Genomic DNA, 22965 nt, shown 5'->3' with positions numbered 1-22965 from the left:
CCGGACGGCCACGCTTGCCGAGGCCTTCTTCAGGAGAATGGGGTCACTGCGTGAGGTCGCGGCAGGTGAGGAAGTCTGCGCTGTTCGGGGGACTGGGTCTGGCCGGGGTACTCGCAGTGGTCGGTTCGATGGTGCTGGCCTCCCCGAACTCCGCGTGGCAGGGGACCGGCTCCAGCGGCCCCACGCAGGTGCGAGCGCAGAGCGCACACGGTGCCGTTCCTACCAGGGTGCGGTCGGTCCCGATGGCCAGTGACGCGAACGGAACGGCCTCGGTCCCGCGTCGGCATACCGAGTCGTTCAGCCTGCTCGGGGTGACGTGGTCCGATCCGACGGCGACCGGTGGCACGATCCAGGTGCCCACACGCCGGACCGCCACCGGTCACTGGTCGCCGTGGCGGACCCTGCCGACCGACACCGACACCGACACCGACACCGGCGACTCCGGGACGGGCGTCCGCGGCGGTACGGAGCCGCTGTGGGTCGGCCCCTCCGACGGCGTACAGGCGCGCGTCACACCGACCCTGGGCGGCGCGCGGGACGCGTCATCCGTACGACGGGCCGGACCGTCGCGGCTGCCGAAGGGCCTTCGCCTGGAACTGGTCGATCCCGGCCGGCGTACCGGGACGAGGCTCGAACCCGCCGCGTACAGCAATGTCGATCCCGTTCCCACCGACTCGCCCACCCCCATGGACTCGCCGACGCCGAGCGACTCCCCCGTACCGACCGACTCCCCCGTACCGACCGACTCGCCGACGCCGACCGATCCCGCGTCGCCCAGTCCCGTAGCGACCGACCCCGCGTCGCCGAGCCCAACCGCGAGCGCGACCGACACGCCGTCTCCCGACCCGACCTCGCCCACTCCCACCGCGACACCGAGTGACACACCCACCCCGACCGCGAGCCCGACTCCGACCATTCCGCCCGCGCCGCCCTCGACGGTGCCGCGACCGGCGATCACCGGCCGAGCGGGGTGGGGCGCGGACGAGACGCTCAGCCCGGACGAACCGATCTACCTGCCCGGCGCTGTCGAGGCGGTCGTCGTCCACCACACCGCCGGCACCAACAGCTACGCGTGCGCGGATTCGGCAGCCATCGTCCGTGGTATCTACACCTACGACGTGGAGTCGCGGGCATACCGCGACATCGGATACAACCTCCTGCTCGACAGGTGCGGCACGATCTTCGAAGGACGCAAGGGCGGTGTCGACCGACCGGTCTACGGCGCACACGCGCGAGGCTGGAACGCCGAGACGAGCGGCTTCGCCGTACTCGGCAACTTCAACGACGTCGCGCCCACGACCGCGACGCTGACGTCGGTCGCCAGGCTCGCCGCGTGGAAGCTCGGCCAGTACGGCGCGGACCCCGCGGGTTCGGTCACCATGACCGCGGGCGACGACAACCTGCACAGCTACTACTCCCGGTACTTCACGAAGGGCACCGCGTACACGTTCCCGCGGATCGTCGGCCACCGGGACGTCAACAACACCGAATGCCCCGGCAGCGACCTCTACGCAAAGCTGCCCACCATCCGCGTCTGGGCGGCCGGGCCTGTCCAGGGCCTCGTGGTCACCTCACTGTCGGGAGCGGTCAAGTCCGGATCGACCTACTACACAAGGGGCGGCCTTACCCTCGGGTGGACCACCACCACACCGTCGGCGCTGATCTCGAGGTTCCAGGTGCTGGTGGACGGCTCCGTCGTGGCCACGACCTCCGGCTCGGCGCGCTCTGCCAACCTCACCTTGACGGTCGGCAGGCACCAGGTGCAGGTACGCGGCGTCCACCAGTCCGGCAGGACCGCGACGACTTCGGCCGTGTCAGTCGTCGCCGACACGACTCCACCGACGTTCAGCACCAAGCCGGCGCTGTCCTTGCGGACCGGCACCGTGAACACGACGGCGGTGCCGGTCCGGCTGGGCTGGAAGGGCACTGACAACACCGCCCTCAAGGACGTGCATCTCACGGCGCCCACCGCATTGACGTTCGGGCCCACCACCACGTCCTGGAACCTCACCGCCAAGTCCGGCACGGCCACCACCTGGGCGATGCGGGCCTACGACTACGCCGGCAACTCGGCGTCGAGTTCCACCAGCGGCACGCCGGTGATCAAGCAGGAGACGTCCGCCACCAGGTCCGGGTCCTGGCAGACCAGGACCTCCACGCACTACCTGGGCGGCGCCTCCTACAGCAGTTCGTCCGCCGGCGCGAGCCTCAGCTGGACGTTCACCGGCAGGTCCGCGGCCTGGGTGGTCTCCCGCGCCAGCGGCTCGGGCAAGGCGTACATCTACGTGGACGGTGTCAAGGTCAGTACGGTCGATCTCTACTCGTCGACCGTGATGTACCGCAACGCGATCTGGACCCGAAGGTGGAGCAGCAGCGCCAAGCACAGCGTGAGGATCGTGGTCGCCGGCACCAGCGGTCGCCCCACCATCACGACCGACGGACTCGTCTACCTGCCGTGACCTCGAGCGAGTCGCAGCCTGCACCGGTTCGGCCCGCGGGCGAGGTCCTGCGCGGACGCGAACTCACTTTCGGCGGCGACGCCGCCACAGCGCGCCCGCGCCGGTGACCGCGCCGAGCGCCGCCAGCGCCAGGCCCGCGAACCGGCGGGCGGTGGACAGGCAGCTGCTGTCCGAACATTCGGGGATGGGGTACGGCTGCCCCGGGTTGAGCTCGTGTGTCTCGTCCGCGGACACGTAGGCGCTCGTCGCCGGGAAGGACCACCCGTTCGGGTTCAGCAGGCGATACCAGTACGCGTCGTCCCACTTCTTGAGTCGGCAGGTGACGTTGACCGAGGGCGACTCGTAGGGCGTCGGGCCGAGAGTCCCGATGACCACGTGGTCCTGGTTGTAGACCGCCACGTGCCCGTTCGGGTCGTTCATCGTGACGGCGGGGTAGTTCGCGTCGAGCCCCATGAGGGCCTCCTTGTCGGGCGTACGCCATCAGCTGTAGATGCCGACCGGCCCGAGGTCAAGGCGGAAAAGCAGAGGAGAACGAAACGGGCGGCGAAGTAGCATCCGCCCACGCTTCCGGTGTGGCCCTCTGCCGCACTCCAACACAGCTCGAGAGGGGCGGTCATGAACGAGGTCCTGTCCGACGCCGTTCGGCACAACGCCTGGGCGACCAGACAACTCATCGCCTTCTGCCAGGACCAGAACCTCACCGAGGACCAACTGGTGAATGCGACCGGGGTCGGCACCTTCGGCGGCATCCTCGCCACGCTGCATCACATCGTCACCTGCGACGGGAGCTATGTGCGCCGCTTGGCCCGACGTGAGCTCGAATGGGCCGACAGCGGTGTGGACGGAGTCGACCTTCGGACACTGGCCGACTGGGCTGCGGATGCCGAGCAGGTCTGGGAGGGCGTTCTCGCCGATCCGATCGACGTCGAACGTGTGGTCGTCATCGACGACGGTCTGCGCGAATGCCGCGCCGGCATCTTCGTCGCCCAGGCGCTCAACCACGCCAACCACCACCGCGAGCAGGTCTGCGCGATCCTGACCGGCCTCGGCATCGAGCCGCCTGACATCCAGGCCTGGGAGTACGCCTGGGCCACCGGCCGAATCTGGGACCGTACGAACGCGGAGGCTCGAGGCTGACCGGCCGGAGTTCGCGGCGGTCCGGACGGGGCCGGCGAAGACTACCGGCGAAGACTGCGGAACCACCTTTTCGTCCACAGGTAGCGGACCGGCGCCCTGCGGGAATGTGCTGTGGAAAAGGACTTTGTGTCGGTAGCCGTTATTAGAATTCGACCATGCATTCGACCACGTGGAAGCCTCCGAGCTGGGATGGCGGCGGTGATGCCGAGCAGCGGCTGGAGGCTGCGCTGGTCCAGATCGGCGGCATTCTCGATGAGGCGCTTGCCGGGCCGATGTTGTCGCTGCGTGCCGAAGGGCTTGGCCGGCTGTTGGAGTTGCACGGGGTCGATGAGGCGAAGCTGGCTGCGCTGAAACTGGCGATGGTCGCCCGGGGTGAGGCCTGTGACGTGGCCAAGACGACGGGTGCGGCGGCCACGGCGACGTGGCTGCGCACTGCGCAGCGGATGTCGAAGAACGAGGCCGCCGCGACGGTCGGCCTGGCCCGGGACCTGGACCGTACTGTGACGTTGACGGCCGCCGCGTTAGCGCGGGGTGAGTTGTCGTTGAAGCATGCGCAGGTGATCGCGTTCGCGGTCAGGGACATGCCCGCCCACATCGGCCCTGAGCAGCGGGTCAAGGCCGAGGAATACCTGATCACCTGGTCCAAGCGGCGCAACCCCGACGACATACGCCTGCTGGGGCGGGCGCTGCTGCAGTACCTCGCCCCCGAAGAATGGGAACGCCGCCTCGGCAAGGAACTCGACGACGCCGAACGCGCCGCCGAACGCAAACGCTCCTTGCGCTACATCGCCAACGGCATCCCCGGCTCCGAAACCGTGGTGGTCAAACTTCCGGCGGTGGAGATGGAAGCCCTCCGCAAGGTCATCGAGACGCTGATCGCCCGCGACAACGCCCCCGAGCCGGACGGGCGCCCCCTGGACCAAAAGCGTGGGGACGCCTTCGCAGAGCTGGTCGCCCAGATGGCCGAATGGCAGGCATCCCCCAACCGCGGCCGAGGACGCGACTGCGTGACCGTCACCATCGGACTGGACCAGCTCCTACGAGGCACCGGGTTCGGCACCATGGACGACCTCAATCCCGTCCGCCCCACCCCCTGCACCTGCCAAACCCCCGAGGCCAAACGCCAAGCCGACCGCAGGAACCGGAAACAAGGCAACGGCAAGCAGAGCAGCGGCAAGCAGAGCAGCGGCAAGGAGCGCAGCGACGGCACGAAGGCCGCTGGCACGACGGGCATCACGAACTTCAAGCCCACCAAGGACAAGAACAAGTCCGGCGAAGACACCGACGGCACGCGGCGCGCGGCCGACGCAGGTGGCGGTGTCGGGACGAGTGGCGGTGTCGGGACGAGTGGCGGTGTCGGCGGCCCAGATGTGACGAGCGACGTCGGCGAGACCGTCGGGGCAGCCACTCCGGCCGCTCAGGAATGCGAACCAGGCAGAGAGAAACCACCACCTGACACACCAGAACCCGCGGGGTTTGGGGAACGGATACCCGCACCGCGAGGACCCGGGCGGCACCCACAACCGAACGCCGCAACCGGACCAGGGTCCGAAGCTGGACCCGGACGCCGACCCGATCCGGGGGCCGAACCACTCATCGGTGATCCGGGTGGAGACGCCGACAACGACGCCGAACAGCAGGAAGGTGCGGCGGCGCCCGACGCTGCCATCAATCCTGACGGCCCCATCGATCCCCATGACGGCTGTCAGAAGTGCGGCGGTGGCGGGTCGGCCAGGCTCCTCGGCCTGGGCGGAGAGCCGCTCTCGCCGGCAACGGCGAAATCCTCGACGTCGGCATGGCCGACCGGTTCTTCACCGAACCACAACGCCGCGCCTTCGCCGTCCGTGACGGAAGCCACTGCCACTTCCCCGGCTGCCAAGTACCCGAACGCCGCTGTATCGCCCATCACATGACCGCCTGGGAGGACTTCGGCCCGACAGATCTCGCGAACGGAGTATTGCTGTGCAGGACGCACCACACCTACGTCCACCACAAAGGCTGGCAAGTACGAATGAGCAACCACGGCCACCCCGAGTACATCCCGCCAGAGTGGGTGGACCCGCAGCAGAAAGTCCGCCGGCCGTAAGGCGTGTGTGCTGGAGCAGGCGATGACGCCGCCACTGGAGCGGACCTCGCGACACACGTCCACCTGTCGCGCTCCGTACGGCAAATGCGTTGCCCGGCGTCAGCGGCGGCTGGAACACTGCGCGGGTGCTTTCGGACACACACCTCGACGGACGGGCCGGCATCGACGCGGGACTGGTGAAGCGGCTGCTCGCCGCGCAGTTCCCGCAGTGGAGTGACCTTCCGGTGACCCCGGTCGAGGTCGACGGGTGGGACAACCGCACCTACCGCCTGGGCGAGGAGTTGACTGTCCGTCTGCCCACCGCACCGGGATACGTCCCGGCGGTGGAGAAGGAGCACCGCTGGCTGTCGGTGATCGGCCCGCACCTGCCCGTCCCGATTCCGGTGTCGGTAGCGCTGGGCAAGCCGGGCGAGGGTTACCCGCACCCCTGGTCGATCCGCCGCTGGCTGGACGGCGACACCGCTCGTCCAGACCGGATCGCCGACCTGTCGACGTTCGCCGAAGAGGTGGCGGACTTCCTCCTCGCTCTGCAGCGGGTCGATGCGACCAACGGGCCGACCGCGGGCGAGCACAGCTTCTACCGCGGCGCGCCCCCGGCGTACTACGACGACGAGACCAGGCGCTGTCTGCGCACTCTCGAGGACCACCTCGACATCGACCGAGCCACAGCAGTCTGGAACGCGGCACTCGCCGCGGAGTGGCGAGGCCGACCGGTGTGGTTCCACGGCGATGTGGCGCAGGGCAACCTGCTCGTACGCGACGGGCGGCTGGCCGCGGTCATCGACTTCGGCACCAGCGGCGTCGGCGACCCGGCCTGCGACCTGGTGATCGCGTGGACGATGTTCGCCGGGCCGAGCCGGGAGGCGTTCCGGCGTACGGTCGCACAGGACGACGGCACCTGGGCCCGCGCCCGTGGGTGGGCGCTGTGGAAGGCGCTGCTCGGCCTGGCCCAGGACGCCGAGCAGGGCCGGCCGCTAGCGGCGGGCAACCTGCGCGTGGTCGAAGAGGTCCTCGCCGACCACGAGTCGGGCTGAGCCGCCGGAGCCGTCCGAGCCGCCGGAGTCGGCTGAGCCGTCAGGGCCGGCCCGCTCGGTTCGCAACCGGGGCAGCGAGTTCGGGTGGTTGTCCCGCAGCCAGCCGAGCAGGTGCTCGCGTACGTCACAGCGCAGGTCCCACGCCGACGCGGAGTCCGCCGCCGACGCCAGCACCCGGACGACGATCGAGCGTTCGGTCGTGTCGACGACCTGCAGGGTCCAGTCGCGCCGGTCCCACAGCGGATTCTTCTCGATGATCCGCTGGGCCTCCGCGCGAAGTTCCGGGATCGGGGTGCTGTGGTCGAGGTAGAAGACGACCGCGCCGATGACGCGGGACTCCGAGCGGGTCCAGTTCTGGAACGGCGTCGTGGTGAAGTACGTCGCCGGCAGCACCAGCCGCCGTTCGTCCCACAGGTTGACCACGACGTAGGTCAGGGTGAGTTCCTCGACCCGGCCCCACTCCTCCTCGACCACCACCACGTCGTCGATCCGCAGCGCGTCGGTGAACACCAACTGCAGGCCCGCGAACACGTTCGCCAGGGTCGTCTGAGCAGCGAGACCGGCGATCACACCGGCGACCCCGGCGGACGCCAGAATCGACGCTCCGTAGGTGCGCAGCGCGTCGAACGTCATGAAGATCGCGGACGCGGCCACGAGGGTGACCAACACGGCGGTCAACCTGCGCAGGGCGGTCAGCTGCGTCTGGACCTTCCGAGCCCGCCGGTTGTCGGTCACGTCGACCCGGACGTGGCGCAGGGCGGCGTCCTCTACGAGGAACAGCACCGCCGTGGCCAGCCAGGACACCGCCGCGATGGTGGTGACGACCAGCAGGTGCCGTACGCCGCCTGCCGGCTCACCGCGCAGACCCGCGCTCGGCTGGGCAGCAAGCAACGCCACCGACAGCAGCGTCACCGTCCACGGCCGGTGACAACGCCTTCGTAACCGCCCCCAGAACGGCTGACTCTCCGACCGCGCGAGACGAGCGGTGATCCTGCCGGTGACCAGGGTCACCAGGAGCGCGCCCGCCGCGGTACAGCCCAGGACGAGGAGAGTGTGCATCGGCTCGGGCACAGCAGTGCTGATCGCGGCAACTACTTGCATGAAACCTCGGCGATCCTCCCCAGATGGGTGCGGTCGTCCTCACGGTCTCATCCGGAACCAGGACGCACCGCACCACCCGGCAGGAGGTCCCCCTTGACCTGACGACGTGCTGTCAGCCGGTCACGTCTCGTCGGCCGCGGCCGCCTCCTCGCGGAGTTCACGCGCCTCGTCGATCGCCTTCTCTTCCTTCTTCGCATCCTTGTCGATCTTGCTGGTGTCGCGGGGCGGCAGCTGGATCTCCTCCTCTGCGGGGAGCCCAGCCTGCAACTCCCGGCCGCGCTCCATCTCCGCGTCCAGTTCCGCGCCGAACAGCAGTGCCAGGTTGGTGAGCCAGATCCACAGCAGGAAGACGATGACGCCGCCGAGCGAACCGTAGGTCTTGTTGTAGTTGCTGAAGTTGGCGACGTAGAAGCCGAACGCGACCGAGACGACCACCCAGGTGAGGATGGCGACGACCGCACCGATGCTCAGCCAGCGGAACTTCGGCTGCCTGATGTTGGGCGTGAGGTGGTAGAGCACCGCGACGATGAAGATGACGATGAACAGCATCACCGGCCACTTGGCGATGCTCCACACCGTGACGGCGACGCTGCTGAGCCCGATCACGCCGCCGATCGTCTTCGCCAGCGGTCCGCTGATCACCAGGCCGACCGCGGTGAGCGCCACCAGGAGGAGCACCAGCGCCGTGACGCCCAGCATCACCGGCCGCAGCTTCCAGATCGGCCGGCCTTCCTGGACCTCGTACACGCGGTTCATCGCCCGGCTGAAGGCGTTGACGTAACCGGAGGCGGACCAGAACGCCATCACCAGACCGATGACCAGCGCGAATCCCGCCGACTGGCTGCGCGTCAGCTGCTCCACCACGGGCTGGATGGTGCTGACGGCCCTGTCGGCGCCGAGGCCACGCAGGATGTCCATCAGCATCGAGGTGGTCTGCTTGCTCTGCCCGACCAGCCCGAGGATGGACACCAGGGCCAGGATGGCGGGGAAGAGGGAGAGGACGGCGTAGTACGTCAGCCCCGCCGCGAGGTCGGTGCACTCGTCGTCGAGGAACTCCCGGAAGGTGTTCTTGAGGATGAACTTCCGGGTCGGCGACTTCAGGTCGAGCGGACTGTCGGGCTTCTCCTCCGCGTCCGCCGGGGGCGCGTCCCTGTCGGACGCGCCGTTGCCACCAGCGTGTGTCGTCATCCCTCATCCTTCGGCTGGACGGTCTTCCCGGGCGGGCCGTGCCGTGTGGCTACGACCGGTCAGGGGGTGGACCGTGGTGTCGGAGCAGTCGCAGCTGGGACGACTGTATGGGGAACCGCTACCCGACGCAGCGAGCCGAAACCGTACGAGATCCGCCCAGGACGGGCCTAGCCGGCCGAACGCAGCAGGTCGGCGACCTCACCGGCGAGGTAGGGGCGGAGGCTCTGCTGGTTCGTCAGCACCGCCACGGTCAGGTCGTCGTCCACCAGGTGCATCACGTCCGCCAGGGCGGGACCACCGCTGTGGCCCACCGCGGGGCTCCCGTGGCGCTGGTCGACGATCCAGCCGACGCCGAACGGACCGGCCGACCCGTCCCGCAGTCGTTCCGGCGTCCACATCTCCCGTACCGAGGCCGGCGAGAGCAGGTCACCACCACGCAGCGCCGCCGCCCAGGTGGCGAGGTCGGCGGGTGAGGAGTAGAGCCCGCCCGCCGCGTAGGTCCAGGCGGGGAAGAGGAACGCGTACACCTGTCGGCGGTCGTCGCGTACGTCGTAGATGGTGGCGCGCCGGGGCAGGACGTCGCTGACCCGGGCCGTACCGTCGTCCGCCGCGTTGTCGAACCGGGTGGAGGTCATCCCGAGGGGCTCGGTGAGACGCTCGCGCAGCAGGTCGGGGAAGGTCCGCCCGGTCACGGCCTCCAGGAGGTAGGCCAGTACGACATAGTCCGACAGGCCGTACCGCACCTGCGAACCCGGCTCGTACTCCAGCGGCCACTCGAACGCCGCGTGCACCGCCTCCTCGACGGACGCGGGACTGCCGACGTCGTCGCTCAGGCCGGAGGTGTGCGACGTGAGGCGGCGTACGGTGACCTGCTCCCAGCTCTGCGGGGCGTCGGGGAGGTACTTCCCCACCGGGGCGTCGAGCCGCAGCGTCCCGTCCTCGACCACCAGCATCAGCAGGGTGGCGGTCAGCAGCTTCGTCACCGACGCGAGCTGGAACGCCGTGTCGGTCGTCGCGGGGACGTCCCACTCAAGGTTGGCGGTGCCGTACGCCCTGGCCACCGGCTTGCCGCCGCGGACGACGGCGAGGCCGAGGGCCGGGATGTGGTGTTGCTCCATCCGCGCGCGCAGGTGGTCCTCGACGGCGGAAGGCAGGAAGCCGTCAGAATTGTCAGAGACTTCGAGGTCGTCCATCATCCCCCCACTTCGGTGATGCCGCATGATGCCACGGGCGGGGGCTTGAGTCCTCGCAGCCAAGGGATCCACGAGCCGGGGGCGGGCGGTTGCCGGGCCCGGTGTTGGATGAGGACGTGAACGACGGCCCAACCCGCCACGACGAAGCCCCGGACGGCGTCGGTGGCCAGGGCGGGCGGGTTCGGGTACGCCCGCGGGAGGACGCCGACCTGCCCGGCTGCGTACGCCTGCTCACCGAAGTGCACGAACGCGACGGCTACCCGCTGATCTGGCCCGAGCGGCCGGTCGAGTGGCTGGTGGGCTCGTCTCCTCTCGCGGCCTGGGTCGCGCTGCTGGACGAAATGGTCGTGGGCCACGTCGCGTTGTCGCACTGCCGTCCCGGGGACGTGGCTCCGGGCCTGCTCCGCGAACGGGACGGGGGTGCTCACGAAGGAGCTCCGCGGCCCGCCGTCCTCGGCCGGTTGGCCGTCGGCCCGGCCGCGCGGGGCCGGGGTGCCGGTACGCGGCTGGTGACCCGGGCGGTCGAGTACGCCCGAACCCATGGCCTGCGTCCGGTCCTCGACGTGGTGGACTCCGACCGGTCCGCTGTCGCTCTCTACGAGCGGCTGGGCTGGCACCGGCTCGGCTACGTCGAGCAGCGATGGGGCGCCGATCAGACCGTCACCATCCACTGTTACGCCGCCCCGGACTGACCGACGACGCCCGGTGTCAGGAGATCTCAGGCGGGCAGGTCGACTTCGACCTCGTACTCCTCCAGCCACTGGTCGAGTCCCAGCACCAGCTCGACGGCGCGCCGGGCGAACTCCGAGCTCACCGACCCGACCGACTCGGTGAGGATGGCGTGGGCCTGCTCCCGATCGACCAGAGGCATCACCGGCGCGTCCGGCCGGGCGAGCAGCCTGCCGAACTCCTCGTGCAGTGCCTGCTCGTAGGCCGGGTCCTGGGTCGAGGGGTACGGGCTCTTGCGCCGCGCGGAGACGGACTCCGGCAAGAGGTCGGCGGTGGCCGCGCGCAGCAGGCTCTTCTCCCGTCCGTCGAACGTCTTCATCGCCCATGGCGCGTTGAAGACGTACTCCACCAGCCGGTGGTCGCAGAACGGCACCCGCACCTCCAGGCCGCTGGCCATGCTCATCCGGTCCTTGCGGTCCAGCAGGTACTGCACGAACCGGGTGAGGTGGAAGTAGCCGACCTCCCGCATCCGGCGTTCCAGGCCCACCTCACCGGGCAGCCTCGGCACCTCGGCCAGCGCCTGGCCGTAGGAGTCCGCGCGGTAGGCAGGCAGATCCAGCGCCTTGATCAGACCGGAGTCGAGCAGCCCCAGCCGTTCACCGCCCGCGCGCCCGAACATCGCCAGCCACGGGAACGTGTCGGCGTGCACGGCCTCGGGGTCGTGGAACCACAGGTAGCCGCCGAACACCTCGTCGGCCGACTCGCCGGACAGCGCCACGGTCGAGTGCCCACGGATCGCCCTGAACAGCAGGTAGAGCGAGGTGAACATGTCTCCCATGCCGTTGGGCGCGTCGTTCGCCCGCAGCACGGCCGACCGCACCTCCCGGTCCATCAGGTCCCGGGTGTCCAGCACGATGTCGCTGTGGTCCGCGGCCACATGCTTGGCGAGTTCGTGGACGTACGGCGCATCCGGCGCGTCCCGCATCGCGTCCGCCCTGAACCGTTCGGTCTGGCCCACGAAGTCGACGGCGAACGACCGGACCGGCCCGGCGCCCCGCTCCGCCAGCCCGTTCGCCGCCAAGGCGGTGATCACCGAGGAGTCCAGGCCACCGGACAGCAGGGTGCACAGCGGTACGTCGGAGACGAGCTGGCGGGTGACGATGTCGTCCAGCAGTTCGCGCACCGTCGCGACCGTGGTGGCCAGGTCGTCGGGGTGTTCGCGGGCCTCGAGCTGCCAGTAGCGGCGCTTGCGCAGGCCGGAGCGGTCGATCCGGACCACCGAGCCCGGGCGTACCTCGTACATCCCGGCGAACGGCGAGTGCTCGGGCGTCTTGACGAACGACAGCAGGTCCCGCAGGCCGTCCGCGTCCAGCACCCGCCTCGCGGCCGGGTTGGCCAGGATCGCCTTCGGCTCCGAACCGAACAGCACACCGTGCGGTGTCGGGTAGTAGTACAGCGGCTTGATGCCCATCCGGTCGCGGACCAACAGCAGGCACTCCGCCCGGGTGTCCCAGACGGCGAACGCGTACATGCCGTTGAGGTGGCCGGCGAGGTCATCGCCCCACTCCAGGTAGGCGTGCAGGACGACCTCGGTGTCGCTGCGGGTGCGGAACCGGTGTCCGGCCGCGGCCAGCTCCTCGCGCAGCGCGCGGAAGTTGTAGACCTCGCCGCTGTAGGTGAGTACGGCCGCCGGAGTTCCGGGGTCGGGAGTTCCGGGGTCCGGCGTTCCAGGGTCTCCGGGGTCCGGCGTTCCAGGGCCTCCGGGGTCCGGCGTTCCGGAGCCGGCGCCGCATCCACTGTCGGCCATCATCGGCTGCCGGCCGCCCTGGAGATCGATGACCGAGAGCCGGCGGTGCCCCAGCCCGACGTGCGCGTCGGTCCACATCCCCTCGTCGTCGGGGCCCCGACAGGCCATGGTCGCCGTCATCGCGGCCAGCACCGCGTGCTCGTGGTCAAGGTCGCGCTCGAAGTCCACCCAGCCGGTGATGCCACACATGCAGGTGTTCGTCCCCTTCGCTCCGGGCCGGCCTCCGCCGGGTCGCTCCGGGAGCCCGGCTCGTCGCGACCTGGCCCCCGCCGTCACGGTGGCGCGTCACCACCGCACCACCCGTCCAACATAGGTCGCCATCCTCGGAACGCTCCGGCTGAGCGGGGCTCTAGTGTCGGAGGTGTGTTCGCCCCCTATCGCGGTCTGCTGCGCCAACCCGGCGCCCTGAGGTTCTCGGCCAGCGGACTGCTCGCCCGGTTGCCGATCTCGATGGTGTCGCTGGGCCTGGTCATCCTGGTCTCGGCGAAGACCGGTTCGTACGGCCTGGCCGGCGTGGTGTCCGCGGTCTTCGTGGTCTTCCGAGCCGTCTGCTCTCCGATGCAGGCCCGCCTGGTGGACCGGCACGGCCAGCACCGCACCCTGCCCGCCGTCGCCGGACTGAACGCGGCGGCGCTGGGTGGGCTGGTGGTGGCGGTCGAGGTGGACTCGCCGCTCGCGGTGACGGTCGTCCTGGCCGGGGTGGCCGGGGCGACCTCGCCGTCGATCGGTTCGTACGTCCGGGCGCGGTGGAGCCATCTGCTCGGACGGGGGCCGAGCCTGCAGACCGCGTTCGCGCTGGAGGCGGTGGCCGACGAGCTGCTGTTCATGATCGGGCCGCCGGTGGTGACGTTCCTCGCCACCGGGATCAGCCCGAACGCCGGGCTCCTGGTCGCACTGGGCTGCGGCCTGGTCGGCACCCTGCTGCTGTCCGCGCTCCGCGACACCGAGCCGCCCGCCCACGGCCGCGGCGGAGGCGGCACCCCCGCGGCGCCGCTGGGCTGGCCGGCGCTGTTCCCGGTGGTCGGCGCGAGCGTGGGGATCGGCACCCTCTTCGGCGCGTTCGACATCTCCGTGATCGCCCTCGCCACCCAGGCCGACGCCCGGGCGTGGTCCGGCGTTCTGCTCGGCATCACCGCCACCGGTTCGATGATCTCCGCAGCGGTCCTGGGCAGCCGTACCCTGCGCAAGCCGCCGTTGACACGGTTCCGGATCGGCACGGCGGCCATCACCGCGGCGATGGTGCCGTTGCCGTTCGTCTCCCACCTCGGGTTGCTGGCACCGATCGTGTTCTTCACCGGGCTGACGATCTCGCCGACGATGATCGCGAGCGTGGCCCGGGTCGAGGAGACCGTCCCCGCCAGCCGGCTCAGTGAGGGCATCACCTGGTCGACGAGCGCGCTGGTCGGCGGGATCGCTCTGGGCGGCGCGGTCGCCGGGCGGGTGATCGACAGCCACGGCGCGAACGCGGGGTTCTTCGTGTCGCTGGCCGCGGGCGTGCTGGCGATGGCCGTCGCCTGGTCCGGCGGGCGCCGAGCGATGGGAACGCCGCCCGTGCCGGCGGGGGCGTGAGGCGTGCTCAAGGCACTGGTTCTCATCGCGCTGCTGGTGTTGGCGGTGGGTGGACCGGCTACCTGCCTGCTCGCCGCCAGCGTTCTCACCACCCGGGTCGTACGCCTGGTCCGCCGCCGCGTCGAACATTCCCGCACCGGGTACCGCGTCGGCGATCGGCCTGCTCTCGCCACCGTCTCCTCGCTGGGGTGGCTCGCGGCCCTGGTGTCGGTGGGGACGGTCGAGGCGTACGCGTACGGAGTACTGAGGTACTCGCCGGGGCTCTTCCCCGACAAGACGTGCTACTTCACCATGGGTGCGCGGGCCTTCCCCGACTCCTCCGGCCTGCTGCCGCTCAGCACGGTGTGCCGGGGCCAGGAGATCGTTCCGGTGTGGTTCAACCCGCTGATGGCCGCGCTTGCGGTGGCCTCGGCGGCGTTGCTGGTTGCCGCTCCGCTCGCGTACGCGCGCCGGCGCCGGGTGACAGGCACAACTGACCCAACGGACGCGGGCGGTACGCCAGGAGGGGCCGGCGCGGCGATCAGTTCGTCCAGTGAGCGGGCGGAGTGAACCACGGCGGCACCTCGGTGGCTCGGTCGCCGTTGGCCGCCGCGAGTTGCGTACGAGTGAGGAACAACGCCTCGCGCACGTGTGCACCGCGCAGGTCCGCCGCGCGCAGGTCGGCACCGATCAGGTCCGTCCGGGAGAGGTTCGCTCCGCGCAGGTCGGCACCGATGAGGTAGCCGCCGCGCAGATCCGCTCCGCGCAGGTCGGCATCGCGCAGGTCCGCGCCCAACAGGTCCGCTCCGGGGAGTTCGGCGCCCCGCAGATCCCCGCGCCGTCGGTGCCTGTCCCGCCGGCCTGCCCTGTCCGCCCCACCCGAACGCGACCGCCTGCCTCGCCCCCGCCCGCGGCCTGCCGTACCCACGGCACCTCCACCCCGGTGTGTCGGTCCGAGCGACTTGGACCGGACGAGTTCGCTGGTACGCCGCAGGAGCGGGTTGACAGCGGACCGGTGGGCGTCAAGGTCGAGTTCGCGCAGGCTGCCGACGTCGGCGCGGGTGTGGCGTTCGGTCAGGTCCTGCACCTCGGTGAGTTCCGCGCGCAGTGTGCGGACAGCGGCCGGATCCGGTGTCCGCGGACGCCCCGTCGTCTCGCCCGTCCCGCTCGCCTCGCGCACCTCGGCCGCCGCCAGTTCCTCGGTCAGCGCGAGCGCCTCGGTGAGGTACCAGCGAAACTCGTACAACTGCCGCATCACCACGAACGCGTCGAACATCGGCTGCGCGGTGTCCGGGTGTCCGCGCCAGTCGCGGCCGCCGAAGGTCACCTGCGCGACCTGCTGGCCCGCGCCGAGGCAGTCGAACGCCGTACAGCCGGGGAACCCGCGAGGGCGCAGCCGGTCGTGGATCCCGCAGCGGAAGTCCGGGTGCAGGTTGGGACAGGGCGTGCGGGCGGGCTTGTCGATCGCGAAGTCCGCCGACGCCGCGAACGCCGGTACGACGCAGCACAGGGCGAAACACCGCGCGCAGTCGGCACGGAGCTCCTCCCGGGAATCGTTCACCGAACCAGGCTATGGCGTGTCCTGTGGATCAGGCGGCGAAGGGGTGCGGGGCGTCCGCGCCCGGCTCACGCCTCGCGCTCGGGGGCGGGCCGGCCGAAGGGGGCCGCACCCGCCAGCATGCCGCCGTCCACCGGAAGGACGGTACCGGTGACGAACGCCGCCGCGGGCGAGCACAACCAGACCACGGCCGCGGCCACCTCCTCGGCCGCGCCCATCCGGCGCATCGGCACCGAGTCGGTGATTCGTCGCATCGACTTCGGGTCGGCCGCCCGTAGGCGCTCGGTGGCGGTCGGCCCGGGCGCCAGCGCGTTGACGCGTACTCCGGCCTCGGCGTAGTCCAGGGCGGCGCTGCGGGTGAGCCCGATCACCCCGGCCTTCGCCGAGACGTAGCCCGCCAGCCCGCCGATCGGGTGCACGCCGGCCGTCGAGGTCATGTTCACGATGGCGCCGCCACCGGAGGCGAGCATCGCCGGGATCTCGTACTTCATGGACAGGAAGACTCCGCGCAGCCCGGTCCGAAGTGCGCTGTCGAAGTCGTCGACGGCGACGTCGGCCAGCCGGGTCGGCGGGTGTCCGCCGCCCATGGCGTTGTTGACGGCGATCGTCAGTCGCCCGTACGCCTCCACCGTGCGGGTGACCAGCCGGGCCACCGCCCCGGCATCCCCGACGTCAGTGGGTACGGCGATCGCACTGCCGCCGGCCGCGGTGATGTCCTCCGCCACCGCCGCCAGTCCCACCTCGTCCCGCGCCGAGCAGACCACCGACGCGCCTTTCTGCGCGAGCACCCGAGCCGTGACAGCCCCGATGCCACGGCTGGCCCCGGTCACGATCGCCACCTGCCCGTCGAGCGTCCTCTCCGTCATGGCCCCTCCCAAGGTGTCCTCGCGAAGACGGCCGGCTTCGCGGTTCGCACCATCCTGTGGGCACGGCGGCGGCCGGGTCATCGGCCGACGGGAGCGGATCGGGTTACGCCGACCGGCGTACCGGCGGTGCTACGACGGCCGGTCTATGACCGCGGCCAGGCCGTCGAGGACCCGCGCCAGCCCGAACGCGAACGCATGATCGGGATCGTGCGCGCTACCGTGCGCCGCGCCGGCCGCCGAACCGACCCGGGTGGCCAGCGGATAGGTCTGCGGGTCGAGCACCCTCGACAGCAGCGGTCCCGCGGCCGCCCACCACTGCTCGTCGTTCATCGCGCTCTCCGACGCCGCCGCACGGGCCTCGATCCGGGCCCGGGCGTTGGCCTGGACGAACGCGAGGAGGTACGTCAGGCAGTCGTCCCGGTCGACGTCGGTCAGCCCGAGCCCGTCGAACGCGGCGAGTTCGTGCTCGTACTTCGCCACGAGCCCGGGGCCCAGCGGCGGGCGGAGGGTGGAGACGCCTGCAGCCCACGGATGCGCGTCGTAGAGCGCGCGGTTCTCCTCGGCGACCGCGGTGAGCCGCCGGCGCCACGGCTCCCCGGCGGTGTCGGCGCGGCGCATCCGGGCGTACGTCGCGTCGAGCATCAGGTCGAGCAACTCCGCCTTGCCCCGGACGTAGGTGTAGAGCGTCATCGGAGCGGCGCCGACCGCCTCGGCCACCCGCCGCATGGTCACCGCGGCGAGTCCTTCCTCGTCGGCGAGTTCGGTCGCGGCGTCGACCACCGCGTCCAGGCTCAGGCCGCGCGAGGGACCACGGCGGGGCACCACGGAGGGGTCCCGCCACAACAGGGCGAGAGTGCGGGCGGGGTCGCCGGCGCTGCTGCGTTCGATCGGCACGGGAATCATTCTTGCGCATCGTACGCTGTACGACGTACTGTGTACGGCATTACTGGCCAAGCATCACCAGGGAGTCCCGTGAAGATCACCTCGTCCGCCGTGTCGCTGAACGTCGACGACGTGTCGGCCGCCAGCGCTTTTCTCACCAGGCACTTCAGCTTCGTGGAGGAGATGGCCGCACCCGGCTTCGCCTCGCTGACCCGGGAGGACACCGGCATGAACGTCGTCTTCCTGCGGCGGGGCCTGGAAACCCTGCCCGACGACCAGCGGGACGATCACGCCCGCGGGATCATCCTCGCGTTCGTGGTCGAGGACCTGGAGGGCGAACTCGCCCGCCTGCAGGCCGAGGGTGTGACGATCACCATGCCCCTGACAGCCGAGGAGTGGGGCGAGCGTGCCTTTCAGGTACGTGACCCCAACGGCGTGATCGTCCAGCTCGTCGACTGGAACGGCCCCCGCTCCTGACGACGCCGCCAGCGAACGACCGGCGACGAGCGCGAGCGAACGACCGATGAGAAGGGCAGGGGCCCGGGTGCCGATCGGCACCCGGCCCCTGCCGCAGGTCAGAGGTCGGCCAGGTCGATCGCCTCGGCCATCGCCCGCATGCCCGCGTCGTTGGGGTGCAGGTGGTCGCCGCCGTCGTAGGCCGGCAGGAAGGCGTCCGGGTCGTTCGGGTCGGCGACCGCCCGGTCGAAGTCGACCACCCCGTCGTACTCGCCGCTGGTACGGATCCAGCGGTTCACCTCGTCGCGGATCCGCTCGTTCTCCGGGGTGTCGTAGCCGTACTCGTTGCCCTTCACCGGGGTCAGCGTCGCCCCCAGGATCCTGACCCCGCGAGAGTGCGCTGCCGCGATCATGGCGCGGTGGCCGGCGATGATCTGTCCGGCGGTGACCTTCGGCGCCGTACCGCAGCCGGTGTCCGGCAGCCCGCCGGAGCCGATGTCGTTGATGCCCTCGAGCACGATCACGGTGCGGACACCGGGCTGGCCGAGCGCGTCCCGCCCGAACCGCCCGACTCCCCGCTCACCGAAGCAGGTCGAGTCACCCAGAACCTTGTTGCCGTTGATGCCCAGGTTGACGACTCCGAGCCGCCGCCCGGCGGCCACCAGGCGCTCGGCGAGTTCGTCCGGATAGCGGTTGTCGGCGTTCGCGGTGGAGAAGGCGCCGTCGGTGATGGAGTCGCCGAACGCCACCACGGTGCCGGTCTGGCGACCAGGCCCGCGGGTCACGTCCACGCCGGTGAGGAGGTAGTAGGAGTGGGTGGTCTCGCCGCCGAACGGCCCGGCCGCGTTGGCGAAGCGGTGGTCACCGGCCGCGCGGTAGGTCGTGGTCAGCCCGCCCTCGTGGAAGGTCGTCGCACCCGTCGGCCGGGCGAAGTACATCGTCACCGCGAGCGGCTGCAGCGCCCGCGTCGGCAGCCGCACCGGGTCGGAGACGCGGTCGCTGCCGACAGGAAGGGTCGTGCTCGTCCGGCCGCCGAACGTCACCGGCCGCAAGGTCCCGGGCCGGACAGCGGCGCCGTCGCCCGCCCTGGCGACGGTGACCCCGGTGACCCGGAGCGGCGCCGTACCGAAACGGTTGGACAGCCGGACCCGAACCTGTGCACCACCGGTGGTGACCCGTACGACCTGCCGCACCGTCTGGTCGGCGAACCCCTCCTCCGACCAGTTGGGGCCGAACCACTCCGGCAGAGTGAACGGGTGGTGCACTGCAGCGGCCCACGCCGCGGTCCAGTGCGCGGCCCGCGGGTGCCGGCCGCCGTTCGGTGATCGATCGTCGTGCTGAGATGCGGGTGGGAATGCGGGTTGTGATGCGTGCTGGGCTCGGCTGTCGTGCTGGGATCGGTCGTCGGCGCGCGCGGTGGCTGCCGGTCCGACGACGACCGCGGCCGACGCGGCCAGCAACGCGAGCGTCGCGAGCACGGCCACCAACGCCGCGGACAGTCTGGTCGCCCCTGCCGGGACGGTCTTCGAGCGCATGGGAACTCCTTGCGGGTAAGCGGGATCGAACGGTGCGGGCAGTGGAACGGTGAGGCACTGGAACGGCGGAGCGGTGTGGAACGCTCTGGGGTGTCGACCTGTGTTCGGGCCGGAACTCATCGGTCGCATCGGTCGGATCGGTCGGAACTGATCGATCGAGACCGATCGAGCGACACTGATCGATCGGGACTGGTCCGTCGGGACAGCATGCTCGACACCACCGACAGGGCCCACTGGAGAACGCAGGCTGGAGGAAGCGCATGGCGCGCGTCGACTTCTGGGACGACCCGAACGCGCCGTTCCCCACCAGCATCGTTCCGTCGGTCACCGCGGTCGTCGTCCGTGACGGGCACCTGCTGCTGATCCACAAGGTGGACAACGACAGGTGGGCGCTGCCCGGCGGTGGCGTCGACCGCGGCGAGTCCGCCGTACACGCGGCCGTACGCGAGACCGCGGAGGAGACCGGGCTCGACGTGGAGGTCACCGGCCTGGTCGGCGTCTACACCGACCCGCGGCACGTGATGCGCTACGACGACGGCGAGGTACGCCAGCAGTTCAGCGTCTGCTTCCGGGCCGAGCCCATCGGTGGTTCGCTGCGCCCGCAGCCGGGCGAGACCAGCGCCGCCCGGTGGGTCCCGGTGAACGACCTGGCAGCCCTGGACATCCATCCGTCCATGCGCATGCGGATCGACGACGGGCTGGCGTGGCGGCCTGGCACGCCGGCCCGTTTCACGTGACAGTGCGGCCTCCGGCCGGAAGCCCTGATCAGCCGGCGGCCTGCTCCCGGTGGAGCCACGCCCACAGGTCGGCCGGCACCATCGCCTGCGTACGCGCCCGGTAGTTCGCCCACTCGTCGTCGCCGAGAATCTCCCGGCCGGCCCCGGACCGGCCGCGCCGGAAGAACGCCGCGTTGTCCTTCAGAACGCCGGCCGGGTTGGGGGTGAGTTCGTCGGCACGGGCCCGCATCCGGTCGAACGTCGCCGCCTGGACGAGCGCCGGCCACGTCCCCTCCGGCACCTCGATCCCGAGAATGTCCGCGAGCCGGCGCATCTGCCCCTCGAGGTCGGCGGACAGGTCGTCGTAGTGGACGAGGACGACGTTCGGCTGGTCGCGGCGGGCCCACGCGTCGGACAGGTGCCACGCCACCCCGGGCAGGGAGTCCATCTCCTCCCGGGGATCGGCTTCACTCGCGGCCCACGACAGCAGCCACTCACGCAGAGGCGGCCGGGGCCGAGCCGGCTGCGCCCTCTCCGGAGACGGCTCGGCGGCGGGTTGCCCGGTGAGTTCGCGCAGCCGGTCGCGGTCGATGTTCGCGCCCTGGTGATAGAGCGAGACAGCCATGTCCAGCGGGTGGCGGGCGACCACGACATAGGTGGCCCGTGGGTCGAGCACCACACCGTCCAGTGGCGTGTGCGTCTTCACGAACCGGCGGTGCCGCTGCGCCTCCAGCCGGGCGAACACCTTGTCGGCGGGCTCGACCAGCCAGTCCACCCAGGGCGACAACTCGTTCAGCGGCGCGGACAGGTCGGGCGTCCGGAAGACCAGCAGCGCACAGATCATCTGCATCCAGGTCGTTCCGCTCTTGGAACGGGTGCTGATCACGATGTCGCCGGGCCGGAACGCGAACTCCAGCCAGCGGGCGCTGTCCTCGTCGGAGGAACGGTAGCGAACGGGCGGAACCACACCGCCATGATCACCGGGCATGCGCGGGATGTTATCGAGCCGTTCGCCGGGCCGGCACGCATTTTCCTGTTGGTGGGGTTCCGGCCGTCCGGAGCTGAATCGCGAAACAACGTTCTGCGCACTCTTCTCCACCAGCCCGAGAAATCAGCCGAGACAGTTTCGCTTCGGACATTCCGAACTCTCGCCGAGCGGGCGGGAACGGCGTACGACGAAAAACTCTCACTGCCCGTTGCCGAACTCTGTCGTTGGGTAATCTTTGGGTGGCACCACAGCGACGACCTTCCCCGAGACAGGTGCACCACCTCAGCGCCGAGGCCCTGCCGAAGGAAGCAAACACCTCGCCCGATGGCCGCCGGTACAGGGGGTCGAGATGGTCCTACGACGAGGGCGCCCGCCTCACACGGCGCAGACCACAGGTTCGACACCGACAAAACTCACCGGTTCACCCGAATTTCCGGGGTCGGCCGAATTCATCCAGCCACGCCGGCGGAACGGCGGCGCCGGAATTCGAGGCGCCGGAATTCGAGGCGCCGGAATTCGAGGCGCCGGAATTGCCGTGCTCGCCGCGTGCACCGCGCTCGCCGCGGGTTGCACGGGATCCGGCGCCCCGGACAATGACAAGGACAAGGGCCGGGCACCACTGGCCCGGATCGCCACCAACCCGCTCGACAACGCGGTGGCGGTCGGCCTGCACACCCCGGTCAGGGTGGCGGCCTCCGGGGGCATGCTCACCCGGGTCCGGGTGACCGACCCGACCGGACACGCGCTGACGGGTTCGCTGAACCCCGCGCGAACGACGTGGACAGCCACCGGCGCACTCGTGCCGGCCGAGGTCTACAGCGTGCAGGCGCAGGCGGTCAACCGCGACGGGAAGAGTTCACAGACGTCCCGGACGTTCAGCACCACCCAGCCATCGAAGGCGCTGAACACCGACGTCATGCCGCGCGAGGGGGCCGAGGTCGGCGTGGCAATGCCCATCGCCGTCCGGTTCTCGGCGGCCGTGCGCAACCGCGCCGCGGTGGAGAAACGCCTGCAGGTGAAGACGTCCAGACCGGTCGTGGGGGCCTGGCACTGGATCAGCCCCTCCGAGATCCACTACCGGCCGAAGACGTACTGGCCGGCACACACCAGGGTGACGCTGAGCGCCGACCTGGACAAGGTGAACGCCGGCGCGGACGTGTGGGGCACGGCGAACCTCACCCGCAACTTCGAGATCGGCAACTCCGTGGTCACCAAGGTCGACCTGGTGGACCACCACGCGCGGACGTACATCGACGGGAAGCTCGAGCGCACCATCGCGGTCACCGGCGGCAAGCCCGGTTGGGAGACCCGGCAGGGCACCAAGGTGATCATCGACAAGCAGACCGACTACGTGTTCACCAACGAAATGATCGGCGTACCGGAGAGCTACAGCCTGCTCTCGCAGTACGCGATCCGGGTCACGGTGAGCGGTGAGTTCCTGCACACCGCCGAATGGTCGACGGGTTCCCAGGGCAACTCCAACGTCAGCCACGGCTGCGTCGGCATGAACCTCGAGGACTCCGACTGGTTGTTCCACCACACCCGCATCGGCGATCCGGTCGAGGTGCACAACCCCGCCGGGCCGCGGATGGAACTCACCAACGGGTACGGCGACTGGAACCTCTCCTGGACGCAATGGAAGGCCGGCAGCGCGCTCGGCTGAGACCGGACCTCAGCCCCGGGTAGCTGCCCGGCCGGCCCCGCCAGAACGCGTCGGTGACGTCCGCACGCGATGACGGCTG

At 70.5% G+C, this 22965-nt stretch carries 21 protein-coding genes; 11 read left to right on the top strand and 10 right to left on the bottom strand.

Translation table 11 applies throughout. The annotated features are described in order from the left end of the window. Positions 1–65 precede the first annotated feature (65 nt). Positions 66–2459 carry an N-acetylmuramoyl-L-alanine amidase gene (locus BLU27_RS07070; RefSeq protein ID WP_197681718.1) on the top strand — a complete coding sequence of 798 codons (2394 nt, stop codon included), beginning with the start codon at positions 66–68 and terminating at the stop codon, positions 2457–2459. A 63-nt stretch (positions 2460–2522) separates the two neighbouring features. Here BLU27_RS07070 and BLU27_RS07065 read toward each other — a convergent pair whose 3' ends face one another. Further along, complete coding sequence (locus BLU27_RS07065) at positions 2523–2912, bottom strand: hypothetical protein (protein WP_092651733.1); 390 nt, start codon at positions 2910–2912, stop codon at positions 2523–2525. Between the two features lie 162 nt (positions 2913–3074). Here BLU27_RS07065 and BLU27_RS07060 point away from each other — a divergent pair, with 162 nt between their 5' ends. The 4 genes from BLU27_RS07060 (at position 3075) to BLU27_RS07050 (ending at position 6716) form a co-directional block, all read left to right on the top strand. Continuing rightward, positions 3075–3596, top strand: a complete 522-nt coding sequence (locus BLU27_RS07060) for a DinB family protein (protein ID WP_092651731.1) — start codon at positions 3075–3077, stop codon at positions 3594–3596. Positions 3597–3751: 155 nt separating this feature from the next. After that, positions 3752–5509: a DUF222 domain-containing protein gene (locus BLU27_RS07055; RefSeq protein ID WP_092651729.1), complete on the top strand. Its 1758-nt coding sequence runs from the start codon at positions 3752–3754 to the stop codon at positions 5507–5509. Then, the gene (locus BLU27_RS28845) at positions 5506–5682 is read left to right on the top strand and encodes a hypothetical protein (protein ID WP_157728282.1); all 177 of its coding nucleotides are present in this window, start codon (positions 5506–5508) and stop codon (positions 5680–5682) included. Before BLU27_RS07055 ends, BLU27_RS28845 begins: the two co-directional genes overlap by 4 nt. 125 nt (positions 5683–5807) lie before the next feature. Continuing rightward, positions 5808–6716 carry an aminoglycoside phosphotransferase family protein gene (locus tag BLU27_RS07050; RefSeq protein ID WP_241827826.1) on the top strand — a complete coding sequence of 303 codons (909 nt, stop codon included), beginning with the start codon at positions 5808–5810 and terminating at the stop codon, positions 6714–6716. On the opposite strand, the gene BLU27_RS07045 is transcribed toward BLU27_RS07050, so the two are convergent. The 3 genes from BLU27_RS07045 to BLU27_RS07035 form a co-directional block, all read right to left on the bottom strand. Continuing rightward, positions 6657–7817 carry a mechanosensitive ion channel family protein gene (locus BLU27_RS07045; RefSeq protein ID WP_197681717.1) on the bottom strand — a complete coding sequence of 387 codons (1161 nt, stop codon included), beginning with the start codon at positions 7815–7817 and terminating at the stop codon, positions 6657–6659. The two genes, BLU27_RS07050 and BLU27_RS07045, sit on opposite strands and share 60 nt — an antisense overlap. Positions 7818–7937: 120 nt before the next feature. After that, the gene (locus BLU27_RS07040) at positions 7938–9005 is read right to left on the bottom strand and encodes a YihY/virulence factor BrkB family protein (RefSeq protein WP_197681716.1); all 1068 of its coding nucleotides are present in this window, start codon (positions 9003–9005) and stop codon (positions 7938–7940) included. A gap of 167 nt (positions 9006–9172) precedes the next feature. Then, positions 9173–10198: a serine hydrolase domain-containing protein gene (locus BLU27_RS07035; RefSeq protein ID WP_157728281.1), complete on the bottom strand. Its 1026-nt coding sequence runs from the start codon at positions 10196–10198 to the stop codon at positions 9173–9175. A gap of 116 nt (positions 10199–10314) precedes the next feature. Here BLU27_RS07035 and BLU27_RS07030 point away from each other — a divergent pair, with 116 nt between their 5' ends. Beyond that, entirely contained in the window at positions 10315–10890 is a 576-nt protein-coding gene (locus tag BLU27_RS07030) for a GNAT family N-acetyltransferase (RefSeq protein WP_092657299.1), read from the top strand. Between the two features lie 26 nt (positions 10891–10916). Here the strand turns inward: BLU27_RS07030 and asnB are convergent, their stop codons facing one another. Continuing rightward, complete coding sequence (asnB, locus tag BLU27_RS07025) at positions 10917–12863, bottom strand: asparagine synthase (glutamine-hydrolyzing) (protein WP_092651725.1); 1947 nt, start codon at positions 12861–12863, stop codon at positions 10917–10919. A gap of 174 nt (positions 12864–13037) precedes the next feature. Here asnB and BLU27_RS07020 point away from each other — a divergent pair, with 174 nt between their 5' ends. Both BLU27_RS07020 and BLU27_RS07015 read left to right on the top strand, forming a co-directional pair. Beyond that, a complete protein-coding gene (locus BLU27_RS07020; protein WP_092651723.1) occupies positions 13038–14243 on the top strand; it encodes an MFS transporter in 1206 nt (401 codons plus the stop codon). 3 nt (positions 14244–14246) lie between these two features. Continuing rightward, on the top strand, positions 14247–14792 hold the full coding sequence (locus BLU27_RS07015) for a hypothetical protein (protein WP_092651721.1): 546 nt from the start codon (positions 14247–14249) through the stop codon (positions 14790–14792). Here the strand turns inward: BLU27_RS07015 and BLU27_RS07010 are convergent. The 3 genes from BLU27_RS07010 to BLU27_RS07000 form a co-directional block, all read right to left on the bottom strand. Next, a complete protein-coding gene (locus BLU27_RS07010; RefSeq protein ID WP_092651719.1) occupies positions 14764–15783 on the bottom strand; it encodes a pentapeptide repeat-containing protein in 1020 nt (339 codons plus the stop codon). The genes BLU27_RS07015 and BLU27_RS07010 overlap by 29 nt on opposite strands. Positions 15784–15848: 65 nt before the next feature. Beyond that, entirely contained in the window at positions 15849–16646 is a 798-nt protein-coding gene (locus tag BLU27_RS07005; RefSeq protein ID WP_092651717.1) for an SDR family NAD(P)-dependent oxidoreductase, read from the bottom strand. A 129-nt stretch (positions 16647–16775) separates the two neighbouring features. After that, complete coding sequence (locus BLU27_RS07000) at positions 16776–17549, bottom strand: TetR/AcrR family transcriptional regulator (RefSeq protein WP_197681715.1); 774 nt, start codon at positions 17547–17549, stop codon at positions 16776–16778. Between the two features lie 69 nt (positions 17550–17618). Here BLU27_RS07000 and BLU27_RS06995 point away from each other — a divergent pair, with 69 nt between their 5' ends. Further along, the gene (locus BLU27_RS06995) at positions 17619–18005 is read left to right on the top strand and encodes a VOC family protein (RefSeq protein WP_092651715.1); all 387 of its coding nucleotides are present in this window, start codon (positions 17619–17621) and stop codon (positions 18003–18005) included. Between the two features lie 98 nt (positions 18006–18103). Here BLU27_RS06995 and BLU27_RS06990 read toward each other — a convergent pair whose 3' ends face one another. Continuing rightward, positions 18104–19519, bottom strand: coding sequence for an SGNH/GDSL hydrolase family protein (locus BLU27_RS06990; protein ID WP_092651713.1), 1416 nt, complete (start codon positions 19517–19519; stop codon positions 18104–18106). 260 nt (positions 19520–19779) lie between these two features. On the opposite strand from BLU27_RS06990, the gene BLU27_RS06985 reads away from it, so the two are divergent. After that, on the top strand, positions 19780–20256 hold the full coding sequence (locus BLU27_RS06985; protein WP_092651711.1) for an NUDIX hydrolase: 477 nt from the start codon (positions 19780–19782) through the stop codon (positions 20254–20256). 28 nt (positions 20257–20284) lie between these two features. Here the strand turns inward: BLU27_RS06985 and BLU27_RS06980 are convergent, their stop codons facing one another. Next, entirely contained in the window at positions 20285–21223 is a 939-nt protein-coding gene (locus BLU27_RS06980; protein WP_092651709.1) for a sulfotransferase domain-containing protein, read from the bottom strand. 535 nt (positions 21224–21758) lie between these two features. Between BLU27_RS06980 and BLU27_RS06975 the strand changes: the two genes are divergently transcribed. Continuing rightward, positions 21759–22886, top strand: a complete 1128-nt coding sequence (locus BLU27_RS06975; RefSeq protein ID WP_241827825.1) for a L,D-transpeptidase — start codon at positions 21759–21761, stop codon at positions 22884–22886. Positions 22887–22965: the final 79 nt, after the last annotated feature.

The organism is Actinopolymorpha singaporensis (assembly GCF_900104745.1).
Taxonomy (GTDB): Bacteria; Actinomycetota; Actinomycetes; order Propionibacteriales; family Actinopolymorphaceae; genus Actinopolymorpha; species Actinopolymorpha singaporensis.
The sequence above is the reverse complement of the archived record's forward strand: the minus strand, read 5'-3'. Positions and strand labels throughout refer to the sequence as shown.

What these genes read in the sequence shown, in the direction of transcription:
- BLU27_RS07065 (WP_092651733.1), bottom strand. Translation starts at nt 2,912, where the DNA reads ATGGGGCTCGACGCGAACTACCCCGCCGTCACGATGAACGACCCGAAC.
- BLU27_RS07060 (WP_092651731.1), top strand. Translation starts at nt 3,075, where the DNA reads ATGAACGAGGTCCTGTCCGACGCCGTTCGGCACAACGCCTGGGCGACC.
- BLU27_RS07055 (WP_092651729.1), top strand. Translation starts at nt 3,752, where the DNA reads ATGCATTCGACCACGTGGAAGCCTCCGAGCTGGGATGGCGGCGGTGAT.
- BLU27_RS28845 (WP_157728282.1), top strand. Translation starts at nt 5,506, where the DNA reads ATGACCGCCTGGGAGGACTTCGGCCCGACAGATCTCGCGAACGGAGTA.
- BLU27_RS07045 (WP_197681717.1), bottom strand. Translation starts at nt 7,817, where the DNA reads ATGCAAGTAGTTGCCGCGATCAGCACTGCTGTGCCCGAGCCGATGCAC.
- BLU27_RS07040 (WP_197681716.1), bottom strand. Translation starts at nt 9,005, where the DNA reads ATGACGACACACGCTGGTGGCAACGGCGCGTCCGACAGGGACGCGCCC.
- BLU27_RS07035 (WP_157728281.1), bottom strand. Translation starts at nt 10,198, where the DNA reads ATGGACGACCTCGAAGTCTCTGACAATTCTGACGGCTTCCTGCCTTCC.
- asnB (WP_092651725.1), bottom strand. Translation starts at nt 12,863, where the DNA reads ATGTGTGGCATCACCGGCTGGGTGGACTTCGAGCGCGACCTTGACCAC.
- BLU27_RS07005 (WP_092651717.1), bottom strand. Translation starts at nt 16,646, where the DNA reads ATGACGGAGAGGACGCTCGACGGGCAGGTGGCGATCGTGACCGGGGCC.
- BLU27_RS07000 (WP_197681715.1), bottom strand. Translation starts at nt 17,549, where the DNA reads ATGATTCCCGTGCCGATCGAACGCAGCAGCGCCGGCGACCCCGCCCGC.
- BLU27_RS06990 (WP_092651713.1), bottom strand. Translation starts at nt 19,519, where the DNA reads ATGCGCTCGAAGACCGTCCCGGCAGGGGCGACCAGACTGTCCGCGGCG.
- BLU27_RS06985 (WP_092651711.1), top strand. Translation starts at nt 19,780, where the DNA reads ATGGCGCGCGTCGACTTCTGGGACGACCCGAACGCGCCGTTCCCCACC.
- BLU27_RS06980 (WP_092651709.1), bottom strand. Translation starts at nt 21,223, where the DNA reads ATGCCCGGTGATCATGGCGGTGTGGTTCCGCCCGTTCGCTACCGTTCC.